General features: G+C 74.1%; 20 protein-coding genes. 10 read left to right on the plus strand and 10 right to left on the minus strand.

What is annotated here, in order from left to right; genetic code table 11:
- Window positions 1-40: 40 nt before the first annotated feature.
- Window positions 41-1,516, minus strand: coding sequence for a cellulose binding domain-containing protein (locus tag AB0946_RS35335; protein ID WP_366764795.1), 1,476 nt, complete (start codon window positions 1,514-1,516; stop codon window positions 41-43).
- A 261-nt stretch (window positions 1,517-1,777) separates the two neighbouring features.
- Between AB0946_RS35335 and AB0946_RS35340 the strand changes: the two genes are divergently transcribed.
- From AB0946_RS35340 to AB0946_RS35350, 3 genes are all read left to right on the plus strand, one after another.
- On the plus strand, window positions 1,778-4,690 hold the full coding sequence (locus tag AB0946_RS35340) for a glycoside hydrolase family 48 protein (protein ID WP_366764796.1): 2,913 nt from the start codon (window positions 1,778-1,780) through the stop codon (window positions 4,688-4,690).
- A gap of 71 nt (window positions 4,691-4,761) precedes the next feature.
- Window positions 4,762-7,419, plus strand: coding sequence for a cellulose binding domain-containing protein (locus tag AB0946_RS35345; RefSeq protein WP_366764797.1), 2,658 nt, complete (start codon window positions 4,762-4,764; stop codon window positions 7,417-7,419).
- Between the two features lie 247 nt (window positions 7,420-7,666).
- Window positions 7,667-8,125 (plus strand): cyclic nucleotide-binding domain-containing protein, encoded by a 459-nt coding sequence (locus AB0946_RS35350; RefSeq protein WP_366764798.1) that lies wholly within the window; start codon window positions 7,667-7,669, stop codon window positions 8,123-8,125.
- Between the two features lie 80 nt (window positions 8,126-8,205).
- On the opposite strand, the gene AB0946_RS35355 is transcribed toward AB0946_RS35350, so the two are convergent.
- The gene (locus AB0946_RS35355) at window positions 8,206-9,927 is read right to left on the minus strand and encodes a GAF domain-containing protein (protein WP_366764799.1); all 1,722 of its coding nucleotides are present in this window, start codon (window positions 9,925-9,927) and stop codon (window positions 8,206-8,208) included.
- Window positions 9,928-10,186: 259 nt separating this feature from the next.
- Here AB0946_RS35355 and AB0946_RS35360 point away from each other — a divergent pair, with 259 nt between their 5' ends.
- Together AB0946_RS35360 and AB0946_RS35365 are read left to right on the plus strand one after the other, a co-directional pair.
- Window positions 10,187-10,612, plus strand: coding sequence for an STAS domain-containing protein (locus AB0946_RS35360; protein ID WP_366764800.1), 426 nt, complete (start codon window positions 10,187-10,189; stop codon window positions 10,610-10,612).
- Window positions 10,613-10,664: 52 nt separating this feature from the next.
- Window positions 10,665-11,366, plus strand: a complete 702-nt coding sequence (locus AB0946_RS35365; RefSeq protein WP_366764801.1) for a response regulator transcription factor — start codon at window positions 10,665-10,667, stop codon at window positions 11,364-11,366.
- Between the two features lie 23 nt (window positions 11,367-11,389).
- Here the strand turns inward: AB0946_RS35365 and AB0946_RS35370 are convergent, their stop codons facing one another.
- On the minus strand, window positions 11,390-12,154 hold the full coding sequence (locus AB0946_RS35370; RefSeq protein ID WP_366764802.1) for a class I SAM-dependent methyltransferase: 765 nt from the start codon (window positions 12,152-12,154) through the stop codon (window positions 11,390-11,392).
- A 5-nt stretch (window positions 12,155-12,159) separates the two neighbouring features.
- Entirely contained in the window at window positions 12,160-12,465 is a 306-nt protein-coding gene (locus AB0946_RS35375; protein WP_366764803.1) for a 4a-hydroxytetrahydrobiopterin dehydratase, read from the minus strand.
- A 148-nt stretch (window positions 12,466-12,613) separates the two neighbouring features.
- Here AB0946_RS35375 and AB0946_RS35380 point away from each other — a divergent pair, with 148 nt between their 5' ends.
- The 3 genes from AB0946_RS35380 to narJ all read left to right on the plus strand — a co-directional run bounded on the left by AB0946_RS35380 (window position 12,614) and on the right by narJ (window position 15,042).
- Window positions 12,614-13,447, plus strand: a complete 834-nt coding sequence (locus AB0946_RS35380) for a helix-turn-helix transcriptional regulator (RefSeq protein WP_366764804.1) — start codon at window positions 12,614-12,616, stop codon at window positions 13,445-13,447.
- 90 nt (window positions 13,448-13,537) lie between these two features.
- Complete coding sequence (locus AB0946_RS35385) at window positions 13,538-14,401, plus strand: helix-turn-helix transcriptional regulator (RefSeq protein ID WP_366764805.1); 864 nt, start codon at window positions 13,538-13,540, stop codon at window positions 14,399-14,401.
- Window positions 14,402-14,547: 146 nt separating this feature from the next.
- The gene (narJ, locus tag AB0946_RS35390; protein ID WP_366764806.1) at window positions 14,548-15,042 is read left to right on the plus strand and encodes a nitrate reductase molybdenum cofactor assembly chaperone; all 495 of its coding nucleotides are present in this window, start codon (window positions 14,548-14,550) and stop codon (window positions 15,040-15,042) included.
- A gap of 134 nt (window positions 15,043-15,176) precedes the next feature.
- Here the strand turns inward: narJ and AB0946_RS35395 are convergent, their stop codons facing one another.
- The 3 genes from AB0946_RS35395 to AB0946_RS35405 all read right to left on the minus strand — a co-directional run bounded on the left by AB0946_RS35395 (window position 15,177) and on the right by AB0946_RS35405 (window position 18,467).
- Window positions 15,177-15,602, minus strand: coding sequence for an OsmC family protein (locus AB0946_RS35395; RefSeq protein WP_014676038.1), 426 nt, complete (start codon window positions 15,600-15,602; stop codon window positions 15,177-15,179).
- A 137-nt stretch (window positions 15,603-15,739) separates the two neighbouring features.
- Complete coding sequence (locus AB0946_RS35400; protein WP_366764807.1) at window positions 15,740-17,887, minus strand: phage holin family protein; 2,148 nt, start codon at window positions 17,885-17,887, stop codon at window positions 15,740-15,742.
- Window positions 17,888-18,035: 148 nt separating this feature from the next.
- On the minus strand, window positions 18,036-18,467 hold the full coding sequence (locus AB0946_RS35405; RefSeq protein WP_171151089.1) for a hypothetical protein: 432 nt from the start codon (window positions 18,465-18,467) through the stop codon (window positions 18,036-18,038).
- Window positions 18,468-18,551: 84 nt separating this feature from the next.
- Here AB0946_RS35405 and AB0946_RS35410 point away from each other — a divergent pair, with 84 nt between their 5' ends.
- Window positions 18,552-19,325: an MBL fold metallo-hydrolase gene (locus AB0946_RS35410; protein ID WP_366764851.1), complete on the plus strand. Its 774-nt coding sequence runs from the start codon at window positions 18,552-18,554 to the stop codon at window positions 19,323-19,325.
- Entirely contained in the window at window positions 19,322-19,942 is a 621-nt protein-coding gene (locus AB0946_RS35415; protein WP_366764808.1) for a VTT domain-containing protein, read from the plus strand. Before AB0946_RS35410 ends, AB0946_RS35415 begins: the two co-directional genes overlap by 4 nt.
- A gap of 20 nt (window positions 19,943-19,962) precedes the next feature.
- Here the strand turns inward: AB0946_RS35415 and AB0946_RS35420 are convergent, their stop codons facing one another.
- The 3 genes from AB0946_RS35420 to AB0946_RS35430 form a co-directional block, all read right to left on the minus strand.
- The gene (locus AB0946_RS35420; protein WP_366764809.1) at window positions 19,963-21,033 is read right to left on the minus strand and encodes an MBL fold metallo-hydrolase; all 1,071 of its coding nucleotides are present in this window, start codon (window positions 21,031-21,033) and stop codon (window positions 19,963-19,965) included.
- Window positions 21,030-22,289: an aminotransferase class I/II-fold pyridoxal phosphate-dependent enzyme gene (locus tag AB0946_RS35425; RefSeq protein ID WP_366764810.1), complete on the minus strand. Its 1,260-nt coding sequence runs from the start codon at window positions 22,287-22,289 to the stop codon at window positions 21,030-21,032. Before AB0946_RS35425 ends, AB0946_RS35420 begins: the two co-directional genes overlap by 4 nt.
- A gap of 267 nt (window positions 22,290-22,556) precedes the next feature.
- The gene (locus tag AB0946_RS35430; protein WP_366764811.1) at window positions 22,557-23,498 is read right to left on the minus strand and encodes a hypothetical protein; all 942 of its coding nucleotides are present in this window, start codon (window positions 23,496-23,498) and stop codon (window positions 22,557-22,559) included.
- Window positions 23,499-23,553 lie beyond the last annotated feature (55 nt).

Raw genomic sequence — 23,553 nt, forward strand, 5'->3', positions numbered from 1 at the left:
GCGGGTTCCTTCGGGGTTCCGTGGGATCTACGGGTGGGATCTACGGGTTGAGGGCGCGCAGGTGGTCGCGCAGCCCGGCGCCGTACGCGGTGGGAGTGCCGTCGTAGGCGGAGATCAGGGACGGCCCGGAGGAGCAGTCCCAGGTGTTCCAGGTCCAGCCGAGGTAGGACAGGTCGTGGTCGTCGAACCACTTCACGACCCGGTCGGTGAACCCGTGCGAGCAGGTGTTCTCGCCGATCTCCCCGGCCACCAGGGGCACCTGGGCGGCCACCGGGGCGAGGGTGGAGTTCCAGCAGCTCTCGCTCGCGCAGGAGTTGAAGTTGTAGACGTGGTACGCGGCGGCGAGATTGCCCGCCGGATCGGTGGGCCTGTACGCGTTCCACTGGCTGAGGTCGTTCGAGTACGCCAGGCCGCCGGCCATGATGACGTTCCTGGCGCCGGTGGCCCGGACGCTGTCCACGAGGTCCTGCATGCCGGCGACCTCGTAGGGGATGCCGGGGCAGGTGCCCCCGTCCCGCCAGCACGTCCAGGCGTCCGTGGCACTGGAGGCCGCCCGGTCCGGATACGGCTCGTTGAACAGGTCGAACACCGCCGCCTGGTCGTCCTTGAAGGTGCCGGCCACCGACGACCAGAACGACGGGGAGTACCGCATGTCGGGCATCGGCTTCTGGCAGGTGGCGTGCACGTCGGTGCAGCCGGCCGAGTTCCCGGTGTACTGGCCGTAGGACCAGTGCAGTTCGAGGACCGGGGTCATGCCGTGCGCCTCGACGCGGTCCACCAGTTCCTTGACGGCGGCGATGTAGTGGGCGCCGCCGTACTCGGGCTTGACGTTGGACAGGCCCAGCCAGCACTCCTCGTTGAGCGGGATGCGGACCGCGTCGGCCTTCCAGTCGGCGATCGCCTCGACCGCCGCGTCGTCCACCGGTCCGTCCCAGATGCCGTGGCCCTGCACGCACATGAGCTCGCCGCCGGAGCGGTTGACGCCGAGCAGACGGCGGGTGCTGCCGCCGGCGTCCACGAGCTTGTTGCCCAGGACCCGCAGCGCGGGCGGGGTACCGCCGGACGGCGGCGGGGTCGTCGGCGGCGGTGTGGTCGGCTCCGAGTCGACGTTGCAGGTCGTGCCGTTGAGCTGGAACACGGCCGGCGCGGGGTTGCTCCCCGACCAGGAGGCGAGGAAGCCGGCGCTGACGCTCGCGCCGGTGCCGAGCGTGCCGTTCCAGTCCTCGCCGGCCGCGGTGACGGTGCTGCCGGACTGGGACCACCTGGCGTTCCAGCCCTGGCCGACCTTCTGACCGCCGGCGAAGTCGAAGGTGAGCTTCCAACCGCTCAGCGCGGTGCGGTTGTTGGTGACCTTCACCGAGCCCTGGAAGCCGCTGTCCCACTGGCTGGTCACGGTGTACTCCACCGTGCAGGCGGGCGTGGCTCCCTGGGCCGCCGCCACCGGCACGACCACGCTCCCGACGAGCGCGACCGCACCGGTGGCGGCTAAAAGTACTGAACGCGGGGGGTGTCGCATGAGCGACTCCTTGCAGCTTGGCGCGCCGTGACGGACGCGTCGACTGAACGGAACCGCTCCCACTGGTGCGAGTGAAGGTAGCGCCAAGCGGCCGGTCTGCCCAGAGGAGCCGCTCGACTTTTCCTCGACCGGCCCCCTCGAATCTTTTCGACTCTTCGAACACCTTGACCGCTCCGGGCCCCGTCCCCACTATGGGAGCGCTCCCACTGGTTCAAGCCTTGACCTCCCCCGAGCCGCACGCCCGCAAGGAGGAACCAGCACATGGATCCCGGACGTAAGAGAAGAGCCGTGCGCCGGCTGTGGACCGCGGCGGCCGCCGCGTTCGCCCTGCCTTTGACGATGCTCGCCACCGGCACCCCGGCCGCGCACGCGGCGTCCGTGCAGTGCAGCGTCGACTACAAGACCAACGACTGGGGTTCCGGCTTCACCGCCGACCTCACGATCACCAACCGCGGTACCGACGCCATCAACGGCTGGACGCTGACGTACGCCTACACCGGCAACCAGAAGCTCTCCAACGGCTGGAACGGCACCTGGTCCCAGTCGGGCCAGACGGTCACCGTGAAGAACGCCTCGTACAACGGCACGATCGCGACGGGGGCCGCCGTCTCCACCGGCGCCCAGTTCACCTACAGCGGCTCCAACGCCGCCCCCACCTCCTTCGCCGTCAACGGCACCACCTGCGCCGGCGCGCACCAGCCGCCGGTGACCGTGCTGACCAGCCCGAGCGCGGGCGCGGTGTACTCGCAGGGCGAGACGGTGCCGCTGGCCGCGACCGCGGCGGCGGCCGACAACGCGGCCATCGACAAGGTGGAGTTCTACGACGACACCACGCTGCTGGGCACGGACACCAGCGCGCCGTACTCGCTCTCGACCTCCAGTTTGACCGTGGGCAGTCATTCCCTGGTGGCGAAGGCGTACGACAGCCTGGGCGCGTCCGCCGCCTCCACCCCGGTCGGCATCACGGTCGCCTCCGGGCCCGCCGTCGTCGCCTCGCCGTCCCAACTCGGCGTCCAGCAAGGCAAGTCGGGTACGTTCTCGGTGAAGCTGTCGACGCAGCCGAGCGCGAACGTCACGGTGAGCACGAGCCGCACGAGCGGCAACACCGGCCTGTCCGTGACGGGTGGCTCCTCGCTGACCTTCACCCCGTCGAACTGGAACACCGCGCAGACGGTGACCGTGACGGCGGACTCCTCCGGCACCGGCAGCGCGACCTTCACCGCGTCGGCCACCGGCCACACCAAGGCGACGGTCACGGTCACGGAGCTGCCGGCGTCGAAGGCGTACGACGCCCGCTTCCTCGACCTGTACGGGAAGATCACCAGCCCGGCGAACGGCTACTTCTCCCCCGAGGGCATCCCGTACCACTCGGTGGAGACGCTGATCGTCGAGGCCCCGGACCAGGGTCACGAGACCACCTCGGAGGCGTACAGCTATCTGCTGTGGCTCCAGGCGATGTACGGCAAGGTGACCGGCGACTGGTCGAAGTTCAACGGCGCGTGGGACATCATGGAGAAGTACATGATCCCCACCCACGCCGACCAGCCGACGAACTCCTCCTACAACGCCTCCAAGCCGGCCACGTACGCGCCCGAGCTGGACACCCCGAACGAGTACCCGGCGAAACTCGACTCGTCGGTGCCGGTCGGCCCGGACCCGATCGCCGGTGAGCTGAAGTCGGCGTACGGCACGGACGACGTCTACGGCATGCACTGGATCCAGGACGTGGACAACGTCTACGGCTACGGCAACGAGCCCGGCAAGTGCGAGGCCGGTCCGACGGCCACCGGGCCGTCGTACATCAACACCTTCCAGCGCGGCTCCCAGGAGTCCGTCTGGGAGACGGTCCCGCAGCCGACCTGCGACGCCTTCAAGTACGGCGGCAAGAACGGCTACCTGGACCTGTTCACCGGCGACTCCTCCTACGCCAGGCAGTGGAAGTACACCGACGCCCCGGACGCGGACTCCCGCGCCGTGCAGGCCGCGTACTGGGCGGACGTGTGGGCGAAGGCGCAGGGCAGGAGCGCCGACGTGTCCGCGACGGTCGCCAAGGCCGCCAAGATGGGCGACTACCTGCGGTACGCGATGTACGACAAGTACTTCAAGAAGATCGGCAACTGCACGAGCCCGTCCTGCCCGGCCGGCACCGGCAAGGACGCCTCGCACTACCTGCTGTCCTGGTACTACGCCTGGGGCGGCGCCACCGACACCTCCGCCGGCTGGGCCTGGCGGATCGGCTCCAGCCATGTCCACGGGGGCTACCAGAACCCCCTCGCCGCGTACGCGCTCAGCTCGGTCGCCGATCTGAAGCCCAAGTCGGCGACGGGCGCGACGGACTGGGGCAAGTCCCTCCAGCGGCAGCTGGAGTTCTACCAGTGGCTCCAGTCGTCCGAGGGCGCCATCGCGGGCGGAGCGACCAACAGCTGGCAGGGCCGGTACGCCGCCCCGCCGGCCGGCGCGTCCACCTTCTACGGCATGTACTACGACTGGCAGCCCGTCTATCACGACCCGCCGTCCAACCAGTGGTTCGGGTTCCAGGCGTGGTCGATGGAACGGGTCGCCGAGTACTACCAGCAGACCGGGAACGCCTCGGCGAAGGCGATCCTCGACAAGTGGGTCAAGTGGGCGCTGTCCAAGACCACGATCAACCCGGACGGCACCTACCGCATCCCCTCCACCCTCCAGTGGTCGGGACAGCCCGACACCTGGAACGCGTCGAGTCCCGGCAGCAACAGCTCACTGCACGTCACCGTCGCGGACTACACCGACGACGTGGGCGTGGCCGCCGCCTACGCCAAGACGCTGACGTACTACGCCGCCAAGTCCGGTGACGCCACCGCCAAGTCCACGGCGAAGGCGCTGCTGGACGGCATGTGGAACAACTACCAGGACAGCCTCGGCATCGCCGTCCCGGAGACCCGCACCGACTACAGCCGGTTCGGCGACAGCGTCTACGTGCCGAACGGCTGGACCGGCACGATGCCGAACGGCGACGCGATCAACGCGTCGTCCACGTTCGCCTCGCTGCGGTCCTTCTACAAGAGCGACCCGAACTGGTCGAAGGTCGAGGCCTACCTCAAGGGCGGCGCCGCGCCCGTGTTCACGTACCACCGCTTCTGGGCCCAGGCGGACATCGCCCTGGCCATGGGCTCGTACGCGGAGCTCCTGGAATAGACCGGCACCTCTTCTGGGGCGGCCCCCACGCGCACCGGGGGCCGCCCCCCTGTCATGAGAGGACCCCCGCCATGCGGAGAACCCGCATCCTCACCGCCGTGCTGGCCCTCGCCGCCGGCCTGCTGTCCGGCACCCCGCCCGCACTCGCCGGCCCCGCCCCGCGCACGGCCCTCGCGGCGGACACCTACACCTGGAAGAACGCCCGGATCGACGGCGGCGGCTTCGTCCCCGGGATCGTCTTCAACCGCTCCGAGAAGGACCTGGTCTACGCCCGCACCGACATCGGCGGCGCCTACCGCTGGCAGGAGCGGACGAAGACGTGGACGCCGCTGCTGGACTCGGTCGGCTGGAACGCATGGGGCCACACCGGCGTGGTGAGCCTGGCCTCCGACCCGGTCGACCCCGACAAGGTGTACGCGGCCGTCGGGACGTACACCAACAGCTGGGACCCGACGAACGGCGCGGTGCTGCGCTCCGCCGACCGGGGCGCGAGCTGGCGCAAGGCCGACCTGCCCTTCAAGCTGGGCGGCAACATGCCCGGCCGGGGCATGGGCGAGCGGCTGGCGGTCGACCCGAACCGCGACAGCGTGCTGTACCTGGGCGCGCCCAGCGGCAGGGGCCTGTGGCGGTCGACGGACTCGGGGGCGACCTGGTCGCAGGTGACCAGCTTCCCCAACCCCGGCACCTACCGGCAGGACCCGAGCGACACGAGCGGGTACGCGAGCGACAACCAGGGCATCGTCTGGGTCACCTTCGACGAGTCCACGGGGACCTCCGGGAGCGCGACGAAGACCGTCTACGTCGGGGTAGCCGACCAGGACAACGCGGTCTACCGCTCGACGGACGCGGGCGCCACCTGGACGCGGCTGGCCGGCCAGCCGACCGGGTACCTCGCGCACAAGGGCGTGCTGGACGCGGAGAACGGGTTCCTGTACCTCGCCTACAGCGACAAGGGCGGTCCCTACGACGGCGGCAAGGGGCGGCTGTGGCGGTACGCGACGGCCACCGGCACCTGGACGGACATCAGCCCGGTCGCGGAGGCGGACACCTCCTACGGCTTCAGCGGGCTGACGGTCGACCGCCGGCACCCGTCCACCGTGATGGCGACCGCGTACAGCTCCTGGTGGCCGGACACCCAGCTCTTCCGCTCCACCGACAGCGGCGCCACCTGGACGAAGGCCTGGGACTACACGTCGTACCCGGACCGCTCGAACCGGTACACCATCGACGTGTCCTCCTCCCCCTGGCTGACCTTCGGTGCGAACCCCTCCCCGCCCGAACAGACGCCGAAACTGGGGTGGATGACGGAGGCCCTGGAGATCGACCCGTTCGACTCCTCCCGGATGATGTACGGGACGGGCGCCACGCTCTACGGCACCGAGAACCTCACCGAATGGGACAGCGGCGGCCGGTTCACGGTGAAGCCGATGGTGCGGGGCCTGGAGGAGACGGCGGTCAACGACCTCGCGGCGCCGCCCTCCGGTGACGCCCGGCTGTTCAGCGCGCTCGGCGACATCGGCGGTTTCCGGCACACGGACCTCACCGAGGTGCCGTCGATGATGTACACCTCCCCCACCTTCACGACGACCACGAGCCTGGACTTCGCCGAGACGGACCCCGCGACGGTGGTCCGGGCAGGTGACCTGGCCCCGGGCCCGCACATCGCGTTCTCCACGGACAACGGCGCCCACTGGTTCGCGGGGACCGACCCCCCGGGCGTCTCGGGCGGCGGCACGGTGGCCGCGGCGGCGGACGGCAGCCGGTTCGTGTGGAGCCCGGCCGGTACGGGCGTGCGGTACGCGACGGGCTTCGGCACCTCCTGGTCGGCGTCGAGCGGCATCCCGGCGGGCGCGCTCGTCGAGTCGGACCGCGTCGACCCCAGGACCTTCTACGGCTTCAGGTCCGGCACGTTCTACGTCAGCACGGACGGCGGCGCGACCTTCACGGCGTCCTCAGCGGCGGGCCTGCCGGCCGGGGACAGCGTGCGCTTCAAGGCGCTGCCCGGCACGAAGGGCGACATCTGGCTGGCCGGCGGGGCGACGGACGGCGCGTACGGCCTGTGGCACTCCACGGACGGCGGCGCGAGCTTCGCCCGGCTGCCGAACGTCGAGCAGGCCGACACGATCGGCTTCGGCAAGGCCGCGCCGGGAGCGTCGTACCAGACGCTCTACACCAGCGCGAAGATCGCCGGAGTGCGCGGCATCTTCCGCTCCACGGACCAGGGGGCGAGCTGGACCCGCGTCAACGACGACGCCCACCAGTGGGGCCGGACGGGCGCGGCGATCACCGGCGACCCGCGGGTGTTCGGCCGGGTGTACGTCGCGACCAACGGCCGGGGCGTCGTCTACGGCGACACCTCCGGCCCCGGCGACGGCGGGAGCGGCGGCGGTACGCATCCGCCTCCGTCCGGCGCCTGCACGGTCACCTACGAGATCACCGGCCAGTGGGCCGGCGGCTTCCAGGCCGACGTACGGCTGACCAACACCGGCACGACGGCCTGGAACGGCTGGTCCCTCGGCTGGACGTTCCCGGACGGCCAGAGGATCACGCACCTGTGGAACGCCGACCACACGCAGTCGGGGCCGGCGGTGACGGCGAAGAACGTGAGCTGGAACGGCACCGTGACGGCGGGCTCCTCGGTCGCCTTCGGCTTCACAGGCAACTGGTCGGGCGCGAACACCGGTCCAACGGCGTTCACCCTGGACGGCCGGGCCTGCGCGACCGGCTGACCCCGCGGCACTGGTGCGACGGTGGTTCCCGTGGTGTCCTGGTGGTGACGGGAAGGACGCGTTGCAGACGCGGGGAAGCGGCCGGCAGCCGCGCACCGCGCAATCCTGATCCGCGAGAAGCGGGTGACGCCCTTCCCGTCCTGTCGTGCCGGGGCCTGACGGCCCCCGTCCGGGTCCGTGCGGCCCCTGGTGACGGGCGGCGGGCGCGGCCAGCCTGGAGGCGGGAGCGAGGAAGGGAGCCTCCGCGATGACCTCCGCCACCGTCATGTCCCGAGCGCTGCCGGCCGAGCAGCGCCCCCCGCTGATGCGCCTCGCCCGCGAGGCCGCCTTCGAGGCCGGCACCCGCCTGTTCGAGGAGGGCCGGCGCGCCGACCGCTTCTGGATCGTGCGCACCGGCACCGTCGCCCTGGACCTGCGTGTGCCCGGCCGCCGGCCCGCCGTCATCGAGACCCTCGGGCACGGGGAACTGATCGGCTGGTCCTGGCACTTCCCGCCGTACCTCTGGCACCTCGGCGCCGAGGCGACGAGCCCGGTGCGGGCGTGGGAGTTCGACGCCTGCGCCGTGCGCGCGCTGTGCGCGGCGGACCCCGCGTTCGGCCGGGCGATCGCGACCTGGGTGGGGCGGGTGGCCGCTCAGCGGCTGCACGCCTCCCGGGTCCGGCTGCTCGATCTCTACGCCCCGTACGGCAGCGGTGGTCCGGCCTGACCGCCGTACCCCCGCCGTTCCGTCCGGGGCGGGGGACGGCCGAGAACGGCCCGGGTGTCCTGTCCGCGGGCCGCGGGCCGTCACCGGCCGGGCAGCGGGACCCGCCAGCTCAGCGTGGTGCCGCCGGCGTCGGGGCGGGCCAGTTCCAGGCTGCCGCCGAGCTCCGCCGCGCGCTCGGCCATGTTGCGCAGCCCGCTGCGGCGGCCGTCGGGTGCGATGCCCACGCCGTTGTCCGAGACGGTCAGGCACACCTCGCGGCCGTCGGTCGTCAGGACCACCCGGGCGCGGTCGGCGCGCGCGTGCCGGGCGATGTTGGTGAGGGCCTCGGAGAGCACCGCCATGACGTGGTCGGCGACCTCGGGCGGTACGTCCGTGTCCACCAGGCCCTCCATGCGCAGGCTGGGCGTGAGGCCCAGGACGGGGGCCGCCTCGCCCACCGTGCGCACGACCCTGGCCCGCAGCCCGCCGCCGCTCGCGGCGCCCGAACGGGTCCGCAGCCCGAAGATCGTCGATCTGATGATCTTGATGGTCTCGTCGAGGTCGTCCACGGCCCGCAGGACCCGCTCGGCGGCCTCGGGGTGCTCGATGAAGCGGCCCGCGCTCTGCAGGGTCATCCCGGTCGCGAACAGCCGCTGGATGGCGAGGTCGTGCAGGTCCCGGGCGATCCGGTCGCGGTCCTCCAGCACCGCGATCTGCTGGGCGTCCCGCCGGCGCTCGGCCAGTTCCATGGCGATCGCGGCCTGGGCGGCGAACCCCTGGAGCATCTCGGTCTCCTTCGCCAGGAAGACCGGCCGCCCCGCCTCGCGGGCCACCAGGACCACCCCGCGCACCCCGCCCTCCCCCGTGCCGATGGGAACCGCCACGGCGGGGCCGAGACCGCCGAAGCGCGGGGGTTCGGACGCGATCCGGGTGTCGTGGCCGACGTGGTCGCTGGTGACCGGGGCCGCGGCGGAGAAGGCCAGGCCCATCAGGCCGTCCTGCGGGGGCAGCACGAGCCCGCGGTGTGCCTCCGCCTCCGCGCCCACGGCGATCTCCACGGAGAGCGAGCCGGTGCCCGCCATGGGCAGCGCCACCGCCGCCAGGGCCGACCCCGTGATCTCCCGGGCGCGCTCCGCGATCAGTTCCAGCGCCTCCGCGCGCTCGCTGCCGGACATCAGACGGTGGCCGATCTCCGCCTGCGCCAGCAGCCAGCGCTCGCGCAGCCGGGACTCCTCGTACAGGCGGGCGTTGTCGATCGCCACGCCGGCGGCGACGGCGAGCGTCGACAGCACCGACTCGTCCTCCTCGTCGAAGTCCGCGCCCCCGCGCTTCTCGGTCAGGTAGAGATTGCCGAAGACCTGGTCACGCACGCGGATCGGGACGCCGAGGAAGCTGTTCATCGGCGGATGGCCGGGCGGGAAGCCGTACGAGGCGGGGTGCTCGGAGAGCTTCGGCAGGCGCAGTGGTGCGGGGTGGCGGATCAGCTCGCCGAGGATGCCGTGGCCCTGCGGGTACGGGCCGATCACGGCGATCTCCGCCTCGGACACGCCGACGGTGTGGAACGCCGACAGGGTCCTGCCGTCGGGTCCGATGACGCCGAGGGCGGCGTACTCGGCGTCCACGAGCACGGCCGCGGCCTCCACGATGGAGCGGAGCGCCTGTTCCAGCTCCAGCTCGCGGCCGACGGAGAGGACCGCCTCCAGGAGGCTGTGCACCCGGTCGCGGGTGCCCCGTGCCGCGTCGATCCGGGCCTGAAGTTCCTCCAGCAGTTCGTCCAGCCTCAGCTGCGGCAGGCGTACGCGGGGCTCCTCCGGGCGGTCCACCACATGCCTCCAGGTCCCCCTCGCCGCGCCGGCCCGGCGCCGACGGGTCGTCTCCACGGTATCCGGTCCGGCACCGGGGGCGGCGCGCGGTTCCGGCCCCCGCCCACCGGCCGCGACCAGGACCGACGGCCGCCGGTCGGGGGCCGTACGGCCCTGGCGGCACGGACGGCCCTCGGCGAGAGTGGCGGCCGGTACGGGGGCCGGGGTCAGGGCCGTTCGGCCCTTCCGGGGCGCGGGTGCGGCCGGTTCGCTGGGTGTCATGCCCGAGAACCACGAGCCGCCCGCGCCGGCACTCCTCGCCGGGCCCGCCGCGGCACCGGCGCACGAGGACGGCCCCACGGTGGTGGCCCTGCGCGGGGAGATCGACCTGCTGACCGCGCCCGCCCTGGCGGCACGGCTCGACGCGCTCACCGCCCGTCCGCGCCCCGATCTGGTCCTGGACCTGCGGCCGACCGAGTTCATCGACTGCGCCGGGCTGGGTGTGCTGTGCCGGGCGCGCAACCGCGTCCTCACCCGGGGCGGCCGGCTGCGCCTGGTCACGGACAGCGCCCGCTTCCTGCGCATGCTGCGCGTGACGGGCCTCGCGGGCGTCTTCGAGGTGGGGCCCCGGCTCCGGGGCCCGCACGGCGCGCCGGGGCGAGTGGGGCCGGTCGGCCCTGGTGCGTACGGCACCGGCGGGTCATGATCGGGCTCAGGGACGGTCCGCAGCCCGCCCGCCCCGGGAAGAAGAGGTCACCATGCCCGAGAAACGCACCTTCACGGAGCAGGACCCGATCCGGGTCTTCCTGGTGGACGACCACGAGGTGGTCCGGCGCGGTCTGGCCGACCTGCTCGGCACCGAGCCGGACATCCGTGTGGTCGGTGACGCGGGCACCGCCGGGCACGCGCTCGCCCGCGGTCCCGCCCTGCGCCCGCACGTCGCCGTGCTCGACGTACGTCTGCCCGACGGCGACGGCATCTCGGTCTGCCGGGAGCTGCGCGACCGGATGCCGGGACTGGCCTGCCTGATGCTCACCTCGTTCGACGACGAGGACGCCCTGCTGGACGCCATCATGGCCGGGGCCTCCGGTTACGTCCTCAAACAGATCAAGGGCTCCGACCTGGTGTCGGCGGTCCGCACCGTGGCCTCCGGCCAGTCGATGCTGGACCCGGCGACCACGGCCCGGCTGATGCGCTCCCTGCGGGCCGGTCCGGCCGGCAACCCGTCGCTGCCGCCCGAGTTGGCGGGCCTGTCACCGCGCGAACGGGACATCCTGGCGCTGATCGGGGACGGGCTGACCAACCGTGAGATCGGCAAGCGGCTCTACCTGTCGGAGAAGACCGTCAAGAACCACATCTCGCGCCTGCTGGCCAAACTGGGCGTGCAGCGCCGGGTCCAGGCCGCGGTCCTCGCCTCGCAGCTGGGTCAACCGGGCTCCGAGGGGCGCTCGTTGCGCTGAGGTTGGCAGGACGCGCGTCCGGTTCACGGTGTCCCGGGAGAAGCCGGCGCCGGCTTGCGGAAGGCTCTCAGGCTGAAGCGCGGGTCGGGGCGCGGGCGGTCCTGGTCGGGGAGTGCGGCCAGGCGGGCGGCGAACTCCTCGGTGCGCGGCTCCCCGGGCGGCAGCAGGGTGAACCAGCCGCGGCGCAGGTCCGCGATGGTGGTGCGGGGGCTGCGGCCCTGCCCGGCGCCGCGGAAGGAGCCGTGTCCGGCGGGTGCGAGTCCGTGCCGGGTGGCGTGGGCGGTGACGGCTCGCGGGGCGTCGGCGGCGGGACGGCGCGGGCGGGCGGCGAGGACGGTGTCGATGTCGCTGCCGACGTCGTGCGCGGCGGCCTTGTCGACCGTGGTGACGTACACCCCGCCGGGCCGCAGCACGCGGGCGCACTCGCCGACGACCGCGCTCACGTCCTCGGGATCGTCCAGCAGGTGCAGCAGCCAGACGCTGGTGACCGCGTCGAACGCGGCGCTGCGGAAGGGCAGTCGGCGGCTGTCGGCCCGTACGACCGCGCCGGGCAGCCGGGCCGACGCCCTGTGGACCATGGCGGGGCTGAGGTCCGCGCCGGTCACCCGCAGCCCCGGGCGTGCGGCGGCGAGCCGCCGGGTGACGATCCCGGTGCCGCAGGCGACGTCGAGGAGACGGCCCGCACCTTCGGGTATCAGGCCGAGGACGGCCTGTGCGGCCTCGTGGGCGCGGGCTTCGCCGCCGCGCGAGGCGTCGTAGGCGCCGGCTTCCTTGTCGTAGTCGAGCACATCGTTCAGTGTGCTCCGTGGCCTGGGGCGATGTCCTCCACCTTGCGGGCGAGGGCGAAGTCCTTCGCGGTGACGGCGCCGCCCGCGCTGTGGGTGTGCACGCTGAGGGAGACGGTGTTGTAGGCGAGAGTCAGGTCGGAGTGGTGGTCCAGCTCGTCCTGGATGCCGGCGATGTGCACGACGAGGGCCGCCGCCGCGAAGTGGGAGCCCAGCCGGTAGGAGCGGGTGAGACGGTCGCCGTCCACCGACCAGCCGGGCAGTTCGGCCAGCCGGTCCTCGATCTCCTTCTGCGACAGCGGTTCGACGGCCATGGCCGGGGCTCCCTTCGCTGCGTGCCCTTGCGGGGGCGTGGCGGGTACGGGTTCAGCCTGCCACGCCGGCGCGGGGCCCGGCACACCGGCGCGGTCCGGGGCGCGATCGGCTCGTTCCCCCGCCCCGGGCTCGACTAGGGTCGGCGGCATGCCTCTCCCCGCGTCCGCTCCCACCGCCCCCACCGCTTCCACCGTCACGGGCAAGGGCGTCGGCCCGCTGTTGCGCGCCTGGCGGGAGCGGCGGCGGATCTCCCAGCTGGACCTGGCGCTGCGCGCCGACTCCTCCGCGCGGCACATCAGCTTCGTCGAGACCGGCCGGTCCCGGCCCAGCGAGGAGATGGTGCTGCGGCTCGCCGAGCAGCTCGACGTGCCGGTGCGGGAGCGCAACGCCCTGCTGCTGGCGGCCGGTTACGCGCCACGCTATCCGGAGACCCCGCTGGACGACCCGGCGCTGGACGCGCTGCGCGACGGCATGGAGCGGCTCATCCGGGGCTACGAGCCGTATCCGGCGCTGGTGGTCGACGCCGGGTACACGGTGGTCGCCGCGAACCGGGGCATCGCCCTGCTGCTGGACGGCGTGCCGGAGGAGCTGATGGTCCCGGCGCCGAACGCGATGCGGCTGACCCTGCACCCGCGGGGGCTGGCGCCGCGCATCCGGAACCTGCGGGAGTGGCGCGGGCATCTGCTGGCCCAGATGGAGCGGGAGATCGCCCTGCACCGCTCGGACCGGCTCCGCGCCCTGTACGAGGAGGTGGCGGCCTATCCGGTGCCCGAGGAGCCGGCCGGCGGCGAACCGGCCGAGCCGGTGCCGTACTTCGCGCTGCCGCTGCGCATCGAGCACGCCGGGCGGACCCTGTCGTTCGTGTCCTCGATCTCCACGTTCAACACCCCGATGGACGTCACGGTCGCCGAGCTCGCCATCGAGACGTTCCTGCCGGCGGACCCGGCGACCGCCAAGTACCTGCACACCCACGCGGGTTGAAGGATCCTTGCCTCGGGCACGTGTGCGAGACGGCACTCACGTGACAGACTGCACCCCGCGTGAAATCGGTGCGCAGGGGAGGGCGTGGCGGTGAGTGAGCGGCGGGCTGCGCCCACCGTGGGCCAGGTGGTGCTGGGCAAACGGTTGCAGGAACTGCGGGAGGCCGCGGGCCTCAGCCGTGAGGAGGCCGCCCGGGTCCTGCGGGTGGCGTCGGCGACCGTACGGCGGATGGAGATGGCCGAGGTCGCGTTGAAGATCCCCTACGTCCAGGTGCTGGTGACCACCTACGGGGTGCCCGAGGAGGAGGCCGACGCGTTCGTGCGGCTGGCCGAGGAGGCGAACCAGCCGGGCTGGTGGCAGCGGTTCCACGACGTGCTGCCGGACTGGTTCAGCCTGTACGTCAGCCTGGAGGGCGCCGCCCGGGTCATCCGCTCCTACGAACCGCACTTCGTGCCCGGTCTGCTGCAGACCGAGGAGTACGCGCGCGCGGTGCTGGAGGCGGGGACGATCGGGCAGAGTTCGCCGGAGACGGTCGAACGGCACGTGTCGCTGCGCATGGAGCGGCAGCGGCTGCTGGAACGGGAGGACCCGCCCCACCTGTGGGTCATCATGGACGAGACGGTGCTCAGGCGTCCGGTGAGCATGCGGCCCGAGGTGCTGCGGGACCAGCTGGACCGGCTGCTGGAGTACGCCGGGCGGGACCGGGTCACGCTCCAGATCGCCGAGTTCGCGGCGGGCCCGCACCCCGGTACGTACGCGCCGTTCACGCTGTTCCGGTTCGCCGAGCCGGAGCTGCCGGACATGGTGTTCACCGAGTACCTGACGGGCGCCCTCTACCTGGACTCGCGCCAGGAGGTGGCCGCGCACCTGGAGGTGCTGGACCACATGACGGCCCGGGCCGCGTCCGCCCAGCGCACGCTGAAGCTGCTGCGGGAGCATCGCGAGAGCCTCTGAGTCCCGGGCGGCCCGGTCCGGCGTGACCCGTACGGGTCTGCGGACGGGTGCGTTCCCGGGGCCGCCCCTAGGTTCTGAGTAGTGCCGCGGGGGGTGCGGCCCCGACGGGGCCGGCGGGTCCGTGCCGACGACGCGAAGGAGGCCCGATGCCCTCGGACGCGGTGCTCTACCAGGCGGCGGCGCTGTGCCTGACCTACCCGGACGACGACCTGATCGCCCGGCTTCCGCTGCTGCGCGAGGCCGCCCCGCAGCTGCGTGCGTTCACCGACCACGCGGCCGTCACCCCACGGCGGGAGCTGGCCGCGCACTACGTACGGGTCTTCGACCTGGGGAACCGGCACAGCCTGTACCTGAGCCGGTGGCACGACGGCGGCACCGGGCGGCACGGGACGTCCCTGGTCCGCTTCCAGGACGTCTACCGCCGGCACGGCCTGGAGTGCAGCGGCGAGGAGCTGCCGGACTTCCTGCCGGCGGTGCTGGAGTTCACCGCGCGGACCGGCGACACCGGCCTGCTGAGCGAGTACCGCGACGGCCTGGAGCGGCTGCGCGCGCGGCTGACCGACTACGGCACGCCGTACGCGGGCGTGCTGGGCGCGGTCTGCGCCACCCTGCCCGCCGCGTCCGCCGGTACGCCCCCGTGACCGTGTGCCGCGCCCCCGGGCGGGGGCGCGGCAGCCGGGCCCAGGGCTGCCTCTCGTTCGGATCATGCCGGGCTCGCGGGCCCTGGCACCGCGCCCTGATCCGGCCTGATCCGAACGAAAGACCCTGGCGGGCGTCAGGCCAGTTCGGCCGTCAGGGTGATCGTCGTACCGGTCAGGGCCTGGCTGACCGGGCAGTTCTTCTTGGCGTCCTCGGCGGCGGACCGGAAGCCGTCCGCGTCCAGGCCGGGCACCTCGCCGCGCACGGTGAGGTGGATGCCGGTGATGCCCTCGCCGGGCTGGAAGGTGACGTCGGCGTTGGTCTCCAGCCGGGTGGGCGGGGTGCCGGCGCCGGCCAGGGCGTGCGAGAGCGCCATGGAGAAGCAGCTGGAGTGGGCGGCGGCGATCAGCTCCTCGGGGCTGGTCTTGCCGTTCGCGTCCTGGGCGCGCGAGGCCCACGTGACCGGCTGCTGGCCGATGCCGGAGGAGTCGAAGGTGACGATGCCGTTGCCTTCGAGCAGGTTGCCTTCCCAGACGGTGTGCGCGGTGCGCGTGGTTGCCACGATGCTTCCTTTCGCGAGTGTCGCGGTTCCGGGGTTCCCGGATGCCCCTATCCGATCACATCCGGGCTCGTCGCACTCCGCAGACCGGTCCACGGGGCGTGAACGGCAGGTGACGTCCCCGCGGACGCCGCCGGACGTCAGGCGGCCCGCTCCTCCTCCACCGCCTCGGTGAGCGGCACCTGGGGCCCGTCCAGCTCGCTCAGCCAGCGGCGCAGCACGTGGTGGACGTGCTCGGCGCCGGTCAGTTCCTCCCCGTCCCCGGCCGGCGCGGACAGCTCGTGCGGGGAGAGCAGGAACGGGTGGGACTGGGCGCCGCCGAGCCCGCCGTGCGAGCCGATCTGTTCCTCGAAGGCGAGGACTTCGCCGTCGGCGGGGTCGTAGGCGGAGTTCACCATGATGTCGGCGGTGTGCGGGAAGGAGTGGGTGCGGCGGACGGCGTCGGCGGCACCGGGGCCGAAGCGGGCCAGCGGACCGGCGTCGTCGTCCAGTTCGGCCAGGGGTATCTCGGCACCGTAGGCGCCGAGGACGACGCCGTCGTGCTCCTCGCTGCGCACGAGGAGGAAGCCGATGCCGGGGTGGTTGGCGAGGGTGGTGAGCAGGGCGGGGTGGCGGGCGTCGATCTCCTCCTTGGTCATGCGGTGCGGGACGTCCGGGAAGGAGATCAGGCCGAGGTTGCCGGAGGCGAGCACGATCGGCTCGGAGCGGCGGGAGGGGCGGTGGTGCTCGCCCTCCTCCTCGACCGGCCGGCGCAGGGCGGCGCGGACGGCGGCGCGGGCCTCGGCGCCGCTGCGGGTGCGCTGGGCCCGGCGCGGGACGGGCAGTCCGCAGCCGGCCCGGACCAGGTCGCCGAGGGTGAGGCCGTAGCGGGCGCGGAACGTTTCGCCGGGGCTCTGTCCGTGGTCGGAGAGGACGACGATCCGGTAGTGGCGCGGGGCGTGTTCGGCGACCCGTTCGAGGAGGGCGAGGGAACGGTCGAGGCGTTGCAGGACCTTCTCGGCGTCGCGGCTGCGCGGGCCGGAGTGGTGGGCGACCTCGTCGTAGGCGACGAGGTCGGCGTAGACGGCGGTGCGGCCGGCGAGCATGTCGCCCATGACCGCGGCGACGACGACGTCCCGTTCGACGACGGTGGCGAAGGCGCGGACGAACGGGTAGAGGCCGCCCCGGCCGACGCGCGGGCGCTCTCCGCGCAGACGGGCGCGGGTGGACTGGCCGATCTCGCGGCCCACCTCGGCGACGAACGACAGCGCGGTGCGGACGGCGCCCGCCGGGTCGCGGAAGTAGGCGAAGTACCCGGCGCGGGAACGGTTCGCCGGACCGCGGCGACGGGTGGCGATCGACAGGACGAGGGCCTGCTCACCGGCGCCGCCGCTGAACAGGTTGCCCCGGCTGGCGCCGTCGGCGGTGAGCAGTCCGCCGTCGCCGGTGCGCCGGACGGCCCGGCGCTGCAGTTCGGCGGCGCTCGTCGGCCGGTTGCAGACCATCACCTCGCCCCGGTCCTTCTCGTACCAGCGGAACGCGGGCACGTCGAAGGTGCTGCCGTGCAGGATGCCGAGCTGGCTGGCGCCGGTCTGGCTGGACCAGTCGGTGCGCCAGGGCGTGAGGCGGTGGGTGGGCCGTACCCGGCCGGCCGCCGGCCGCGGGGTGCCGTCCGCCGGCGGTGTGCGCTCGCCCCCGCTCGCCGGCCGTACGCCGTCGCCGCCGGACAGCCAGCGGCCCACCGTCGGCATCAGCCCCTTGCGGACCGCGTCGACCAGGACGTCGTGGCCGACGCCGTCGAGCTGCACGCACAGCAGTCCGGGCGCGGTGGGGCAGGGCGGGTGGGCCCGTCTGCTGCGGGTGGCGAGGCGGTGCAGGCGGCGCCGGTAGGTCTCGTCGTCGCGCACGGCGAGGGCCGCGCCGGTGGCGGAGGCGACGGCGGACATCACGGCGGCCACGATGACGGCGGTCTCGGGCGCGGCCTCGCCGCGCCCGGAGGGATTGATGCGCAGGGCGAGCAGCAGCAGCGAGCCGTTGAGGAAGAAGACCAGCAGGCCGAGGACGAGGGCGGGGACGAGCAGCAGCAGGCGGACCAGGAGCGGCCAGACCACGGCCGAGAGGATGCCGAAGGCGCCGGCACCGCAGGCGGCGGCCACGGCGATGCGGGTGGCGCTGTCACCGTCGGCGGACTGGAGCTGGAAGTCGGGCAGGATCCCGGCGAGGACCAGCATGGTGACCGTGGAGACCGCCCATACGGCGATACTGCGCCCGACCTGACTGGCGATCCGTCGCCACCGCACCCCGCCCACGCCCCGCACACCTCACGTCCCGGCCCTCCCCCGCCCTGTGGCCGGGGGGCCTCCTCCCGCTTCACCGGCCCGATCGAGCCCGGCTCCACCTTGTCACACGCGCGGTCGTCCGCCCCGGCGGGTCATCGGGAGCGGGGCCGGGGCGGGGTCACCGTCCGTCGTAGCCGGCCGTCGGCATGGACAGCCGGCGGTGCACCCGCGCCTTCATCTGCGCGTCGTACGCCGGCTCGGCCCGCCCCACCGTCTCCACGCGCACGCCCCGCCGCGCGCACTCGGCGGTGAACTCCTCCACCGACGACAGGGCCCTGCGCAGCACCCGGAGGCTGGGCGCGACGAACACGTCCACCCCGGGCCGCACCCCGTCCCAGAGGGCGCAGTGGTCGAAACGCAGTCCGCCGACGAGGAGTTCCCGGGCGACCACCAGGCCGCGCTCGGCGGCCCAGCGGGCGCACATCGCGTGCTGGCTGCGCGAGTCCACCAGGAAGGGGTCGGCCTCCAGCTCCTCCAGGGGCGTGAGGCTGGCGATCGCGGTGACCCGCACGGTCGTGAGCGCCCCGAAGGCACCCCGCGGCTGTCCCATGGCGTCCCCCTCACCTCCGGGTTTCGCCGCCGACCCTACTCCTGCCCGTAGGCTTCGGGGAGTCGCGTGAAGGAGGCGAAGAAGGTGCCGGTGGAGATCACGTGGTGGGGTCACGCCACCTGTGCGCTGGAGGATGCGAACGTACGCCTGCTGACCGACCCCCTGTTCGCCCGGCGGCTGGCGCACCTGCGGCGCCGCCGGGGTGCGGTGCCGCCCCCCGGGGCCCGCCGCGCGGACGCCGCGCTCGTCTCCCACCTGCACGCCGACCATCTGCACCTGCCGTCGCTGGCCAGTCTCGAACCGGGCACGCGCCTGCTCGTGCCCCGGGGCGCACCACGGGCGGTGCCCGGTCTGCGCCGGCTGCGGCAGCTGCGGATCACCGAGGTCGTCCCCGGGGACGAGGTGCGGATCGGCGAGCTGCTGGTGCGGGTGGTGCCGGCGCTGCACGACGGGCGGCGGCTGCCGGTGGGTCCGCACCGCTCGCCCGCGCTGGGCTACGTCGTCGAGGGCGAGGCGCGGACGTACTTCGCCGGGGACACCGGGCTGTTCGACGACATGGCCGAGCGGGTGGGGCCGGTGGACGTGGCGCTGCTGCCGGTGGGCGGCTGGGGGCCGTATCTCGGGGAGGGCCATCTCGACGCGGGCCGCGCGGCCCGCGCGCTGGCCCGGCTGGGGCCGCGGATGGCGGTGCCGGTGCACTACGGGACGTACTGGCCGGTCGGCATGGACGCGGTGCGCCCGCACGAGTTCCACGCGCCGGGTGACGAGTTCGTGCGGCTGGCGGCGGTGGCCGCGCCGGGGGTGGCGGTGCACAAGCTGGGGCACGGGGAGAGCGTGCGGCTGGAGGTCGCGCGGTGACGTGGCTCGCCGACGCGTCGCGGGCGGTGACGCCCGGGTCGGCGCAGCAGGTGATGGGCTATCCGTCGTTGTTCCTGCTGGTGCTGATCGGGGCGCTGGTGCCGGTCGTGCCGACGGGCGCGCTGGTGAGTTCCGCTGCGGTGGTGGCGTTCCATCAGACGGCGCCGCTCTCGCTGGCGTCGGTGTTCCTGACGGCGTCGCTGGCCGCGTTCCTGGGGGACGCGGCGCTGTACTGGCTGGGGCGGCGCGGGATGCGGTCGAAGAACGGCTCGCGGTGGCTGGAGGCGATACGGTCGCGGGCGCCGGAGGAACGGCTCGCGCAGGCGCGGGGGAAACTGGCCGAGCACGGGATCGCGGTGCTGGTGCTGTCCCGGCTGGTGCCGGCCGGGCGGATACCGGTGATGCTGGCCTGTCTGATGGCGGAGTGGCCGCTGAGGCGGTTCGCGCGCGGGAACCTGCCCGCCTGTCTCGCCTGGGCGGCCACCTACCAGGTGATCGGCATACTCGGGGGTTCGCTGTTCGCCGAGCCGTGGGAGGGGGTGGTGGTCGCGGTGGTGCTGACGGTTCTGATCAGCGCGGCGCCCGGTGTGTGGCGGCGGGTCCGGGCCGCCGGGTGAGGCCGCGCGGGGGCGCGGAGTCAGTCCAGCACTCTTGAGGCGCCGACCGGCAGGTCCCACAGGTCCTCGCGCTCCAGCCCCGCCTTCTCCCAGGCCGTCCGCACCCGGGTGAGCGGCTCCAGGACCGGTTCCGCGGCGAGGATGAACGTGCCCCAGTGCATGGGCGCCATGCGGCGGGCGCCGAGGTCGAGGGTGGCCTGGACCGCTTCCTCGGGGTCGCAGTGGACGTCGCTGAGCCACCAGCGGGGGTCGTAGGCGCCGATGGGCATCAGGGCGAGGTCGATGCCGGGGTAGCGGCGGCCGATGCGGGAGAACCAGTGGCCGTAGCCGGTGTCGCCGGCGAAGTAGAGGCGCTGCCCGTCGGGGTCGGTGAGGACCCAGCCGCCCCACAGGCTGTGGCAGGTGTCGGTGAGGGTGCGCTTGGACCAGTGGTGGGCGGGGACGAAGTCGAAGCGGACGCCGGAGAGTTCGGCGCCCTCCCACCAGTCGAGTTCGGTGACGCGGGTGAACCGGCGGCGGCGGAACCAGGGGCCGAGACCGGCGGGCGCGAACACCGGTGTGTCGCGCGGGAGTCGGCGCAGGGTGGGGGCGTCCAGGTGGTCGTAGTGGTTGTGGCTGATGACGACGGCGTCGACGCGGGGCAGGCTCTCCCAGGGCACGCCGACGGGGGTGATGCGGGCCGGGGTGCCGAGGATGCGGCGGGACCAGACGGGGTCGGTGAGGACGGTCAGGCCGCCGATGCGGACGATCCAGCTGGCGTGTCCCGCCCAGGTGACGGCCAGGGTGCGGGTGTCGACGCGGGGCAGCGGGGCGGGGGCGTAGGGCAGACGCGGGATGTCGGCGAGGCCGTCGGGCCCGGGGCGCACGGCGCCTTCGCGGGCGAAGCGGGCGAGGGCCTTCAGGCCGGGCAGCGGCGCGGTGAGCCGGTCGTGGAACGTGCGGGGCCAGACCCGGAGTTCGCCGAGCGGGCGGGGCTCGGCCAGGGGCGGGAAAGGGGGCGCGAGGGGGGCCGGCGCGGCGGGTTCGCCGGCTGCCACCGCCGTCGTCGTGGCCGCGCCGGGCTCATGCGTCTGCTGCGTCTGCTGCGTCATCGAGGAGGCTCCCATCGCTGAGCGTCGTCGCGGAGATCGTCGAAGGCCGACCTCAAGGAGGTCAACGCACGGTGCACGTGTGGCAGTTCCAACGGTGCGGGTGAGGTGAGGCATTCCGTGCGTTCCTCGTCCGTGGCGCCCAGCAGCGGTCCGGTGGCGAGCCGGACGCGCAGCGCCGCGAGGTCGTCGCCGAAGCGGTGGCCGCCGGGTGCGGGCATCCCGAGCCGTGCGCCGAGCAGGTCCTCCAGTTCCTGTGCGTCGGTGGCGCCCTGGGCGGCGAGCGGTTCGCGCAGCGGGCCGAGGTCGGCGTACAGGTGCCGGCCGGCCTGCGGGGGCCGGGCGAGCGCGCCGGCGGCCACGACGGCGGCGTGCGCGGCGGCGGCCACGCCCGCGTGCAGCCGTACGGTGGCCTCGCGGCGTTCGACGACGGGCGGCGGCTCGTCCAGGGCGTAGCCGGCGGCCGCCGCGACCGGTGCGGGGAGGCGGGCGCCGAGGGCGGTGAGGATGTCGAGCACGCGCGCGTGGAGGCGCCGTCCGCCGTCGGTGGCCGGGAAGCGGGCGACGGCGGCGGGCCAGCCGGGCGGCAGCAGGGAGCCGGCCAGGTCGGTGACGACGGTGACCTGCGCCGGCCACATCTCGGCGGGGCTGAGCAGGACGGTGTCGTGCGGAGCGTGCAGGGTGTCCCGCCAGGTCTCGTCGCTGACCAGGTACAGGCCCTCGGCGGTGGCGGCCTCGACGGTCTCGTGCAGCAGTTCGGGCGGGGTGACGGTGGCGGTGGGGTCGTCGGCGACGGACAGCACCAGCAGCCGGGGGTCGCCTCCCTCGGCGCGGACCCGGCGGACGGTCTCCAGCAGGGCGTACGGGTCGGGAACGCCGCCGCCCTCGGCCGGGGTCGGCACGTGGTAGACGGGCCGGCCGAGGACGCGGGCGTACGGGGCCCACCAGGCGGGGCAGGGCCGGGGCACGAGGACGTCGGCGCCGTCGCCGGCGAGCGCGGCGGTCAGGGCGAGCAGCAGGGCGGGGGCGCCGGGTCCGGCGGCCACCTGGTCGGGCACACAGGGCAGGCCGCGGCGGGTCCAGTAACCGCAGGCCGCCTCCAGCAGCGCGGGGGCGCCGCCGACGGGGTGGGCGTCGGCGCGGCTCGCGGCGGCACAGAGCACGGCGGAGAGTTCGGGAAGCACGGGCAACCCGTCGCCGGGGAGCGGCGGACCGTACCGGACGGGACCGTGGCCTTCTCCGGGGTCCGTCCGCCGCATGTCCGCCTCCGCGCAGTCCGTGTGCCGTCGTGGCGCCCGCCTCGGGCCGTGCCGTCGTCGGGGGCCGCTGTGCCGTCCGCGTGTGCCGTGTGGATCTCCGACCTGCCTGGGCGGGTGTCCGTCTCGTCGTCCGTGCCGTGCCGCGTGGTGGGGTGTCCGGGACCGGCTCGTGCGGCGGGCGGTTCCGGTGAGGTCCCCCGTCGGTGCCCTCGGGAGGTGTGTACCCGCCGGACGGACCTCCATGGGCGGCGCCGGAAGTTGCCCGGATCACATCCCCGCGTGTGCGTCTCCCCGGAACCGCCGGTGGCCGGACAGCCGGTAGACGGCACCCGCGCAGGCGGCGGCGATCAGGGCTGCGCCGGCGGCCAGGGCGGGGACCGAGTCGCCGAAGGTGCCGCCCTGTCCGGCGTCCACGCCGTGCTGGACGCCGGCGGGCGCGCAGGTGCCGGAGCCGTCGGACTCGCGGCAGGTACCGCCGTCCGAGCAGCCTCCGTCCCGGGACTCGGCGCACCATTGGCCGTCATGACCGCAGGCGTCCGCCGCCGCACCGGCTCCCGCCCCCGCGCACTCCCGCCCGGACCCGTCCTGCCCGCCGGGGTCCTTGCCCGTCCCGCCGGGGTCCTTGCCCGTCCCGGCGGGATCCCTGCCGGCGTTCTCCCGCCCGTTTCCCGCCTCGCCCCCGCCGTCCGGTCCGGTCACCTGTCCGGACCCCGCCTCGCCCGCGCCGACCCGGCCGGCACCGTCCTGGCCGAGGCCCTCTTGACCAAGGCCCTCCTGCCCGGTGCCGTCCCACCCTTCGCCCGGCCCGGTTCCCGCGCCCGGGTCCCCGGCTCCGTCCCGTGGTCCGGGTACGGCCTGCGCGCCCTCCCGCCCGGCGGTCGGCGGGCCGTCCGGGCCGCACGGCGTGCCGTCCACGCAGGCCGTGGCCGGAGCCGTGGGGGCCTCGCCGCTCCGGGTGACGGGGTGGCCGCCGGCCGACGACCTGCCCGGGGTCCCGGGGGCGGCGGGACAGGGGCCGTCGGCGGTCCGGGCGGCGGCGGGGCCGGTGACGGCGGACAGCGTGACCGGCACCGGTGCCCCGGCGGGGTCACAGGACACGGGAGCCGTGCGGGTGCCCGGGGCGGGGCCGGCGACGGCGGCCGGGCCCGTGAGGACGAGCACCGCACCGGCGGCGAGGGCGGCGGACAGGGCGCGGACGGTGCGGCGCATGGGAGGGGCTCCTCGACGGGCGGCGGACGGCGGACAACGGGCAGCGGCGGGACCG

Origin of the sequence: Streptomyces sp. NPDC046870, assembly GCF_040704595.1 — a bacterium.
Taxonomy (GTDB): Bacteria; Actinomycetota; Actinomycetes; order Streptomycetales; family Streptomycetaceae; genus Streptomyces; species Streptomyces argyrophylli.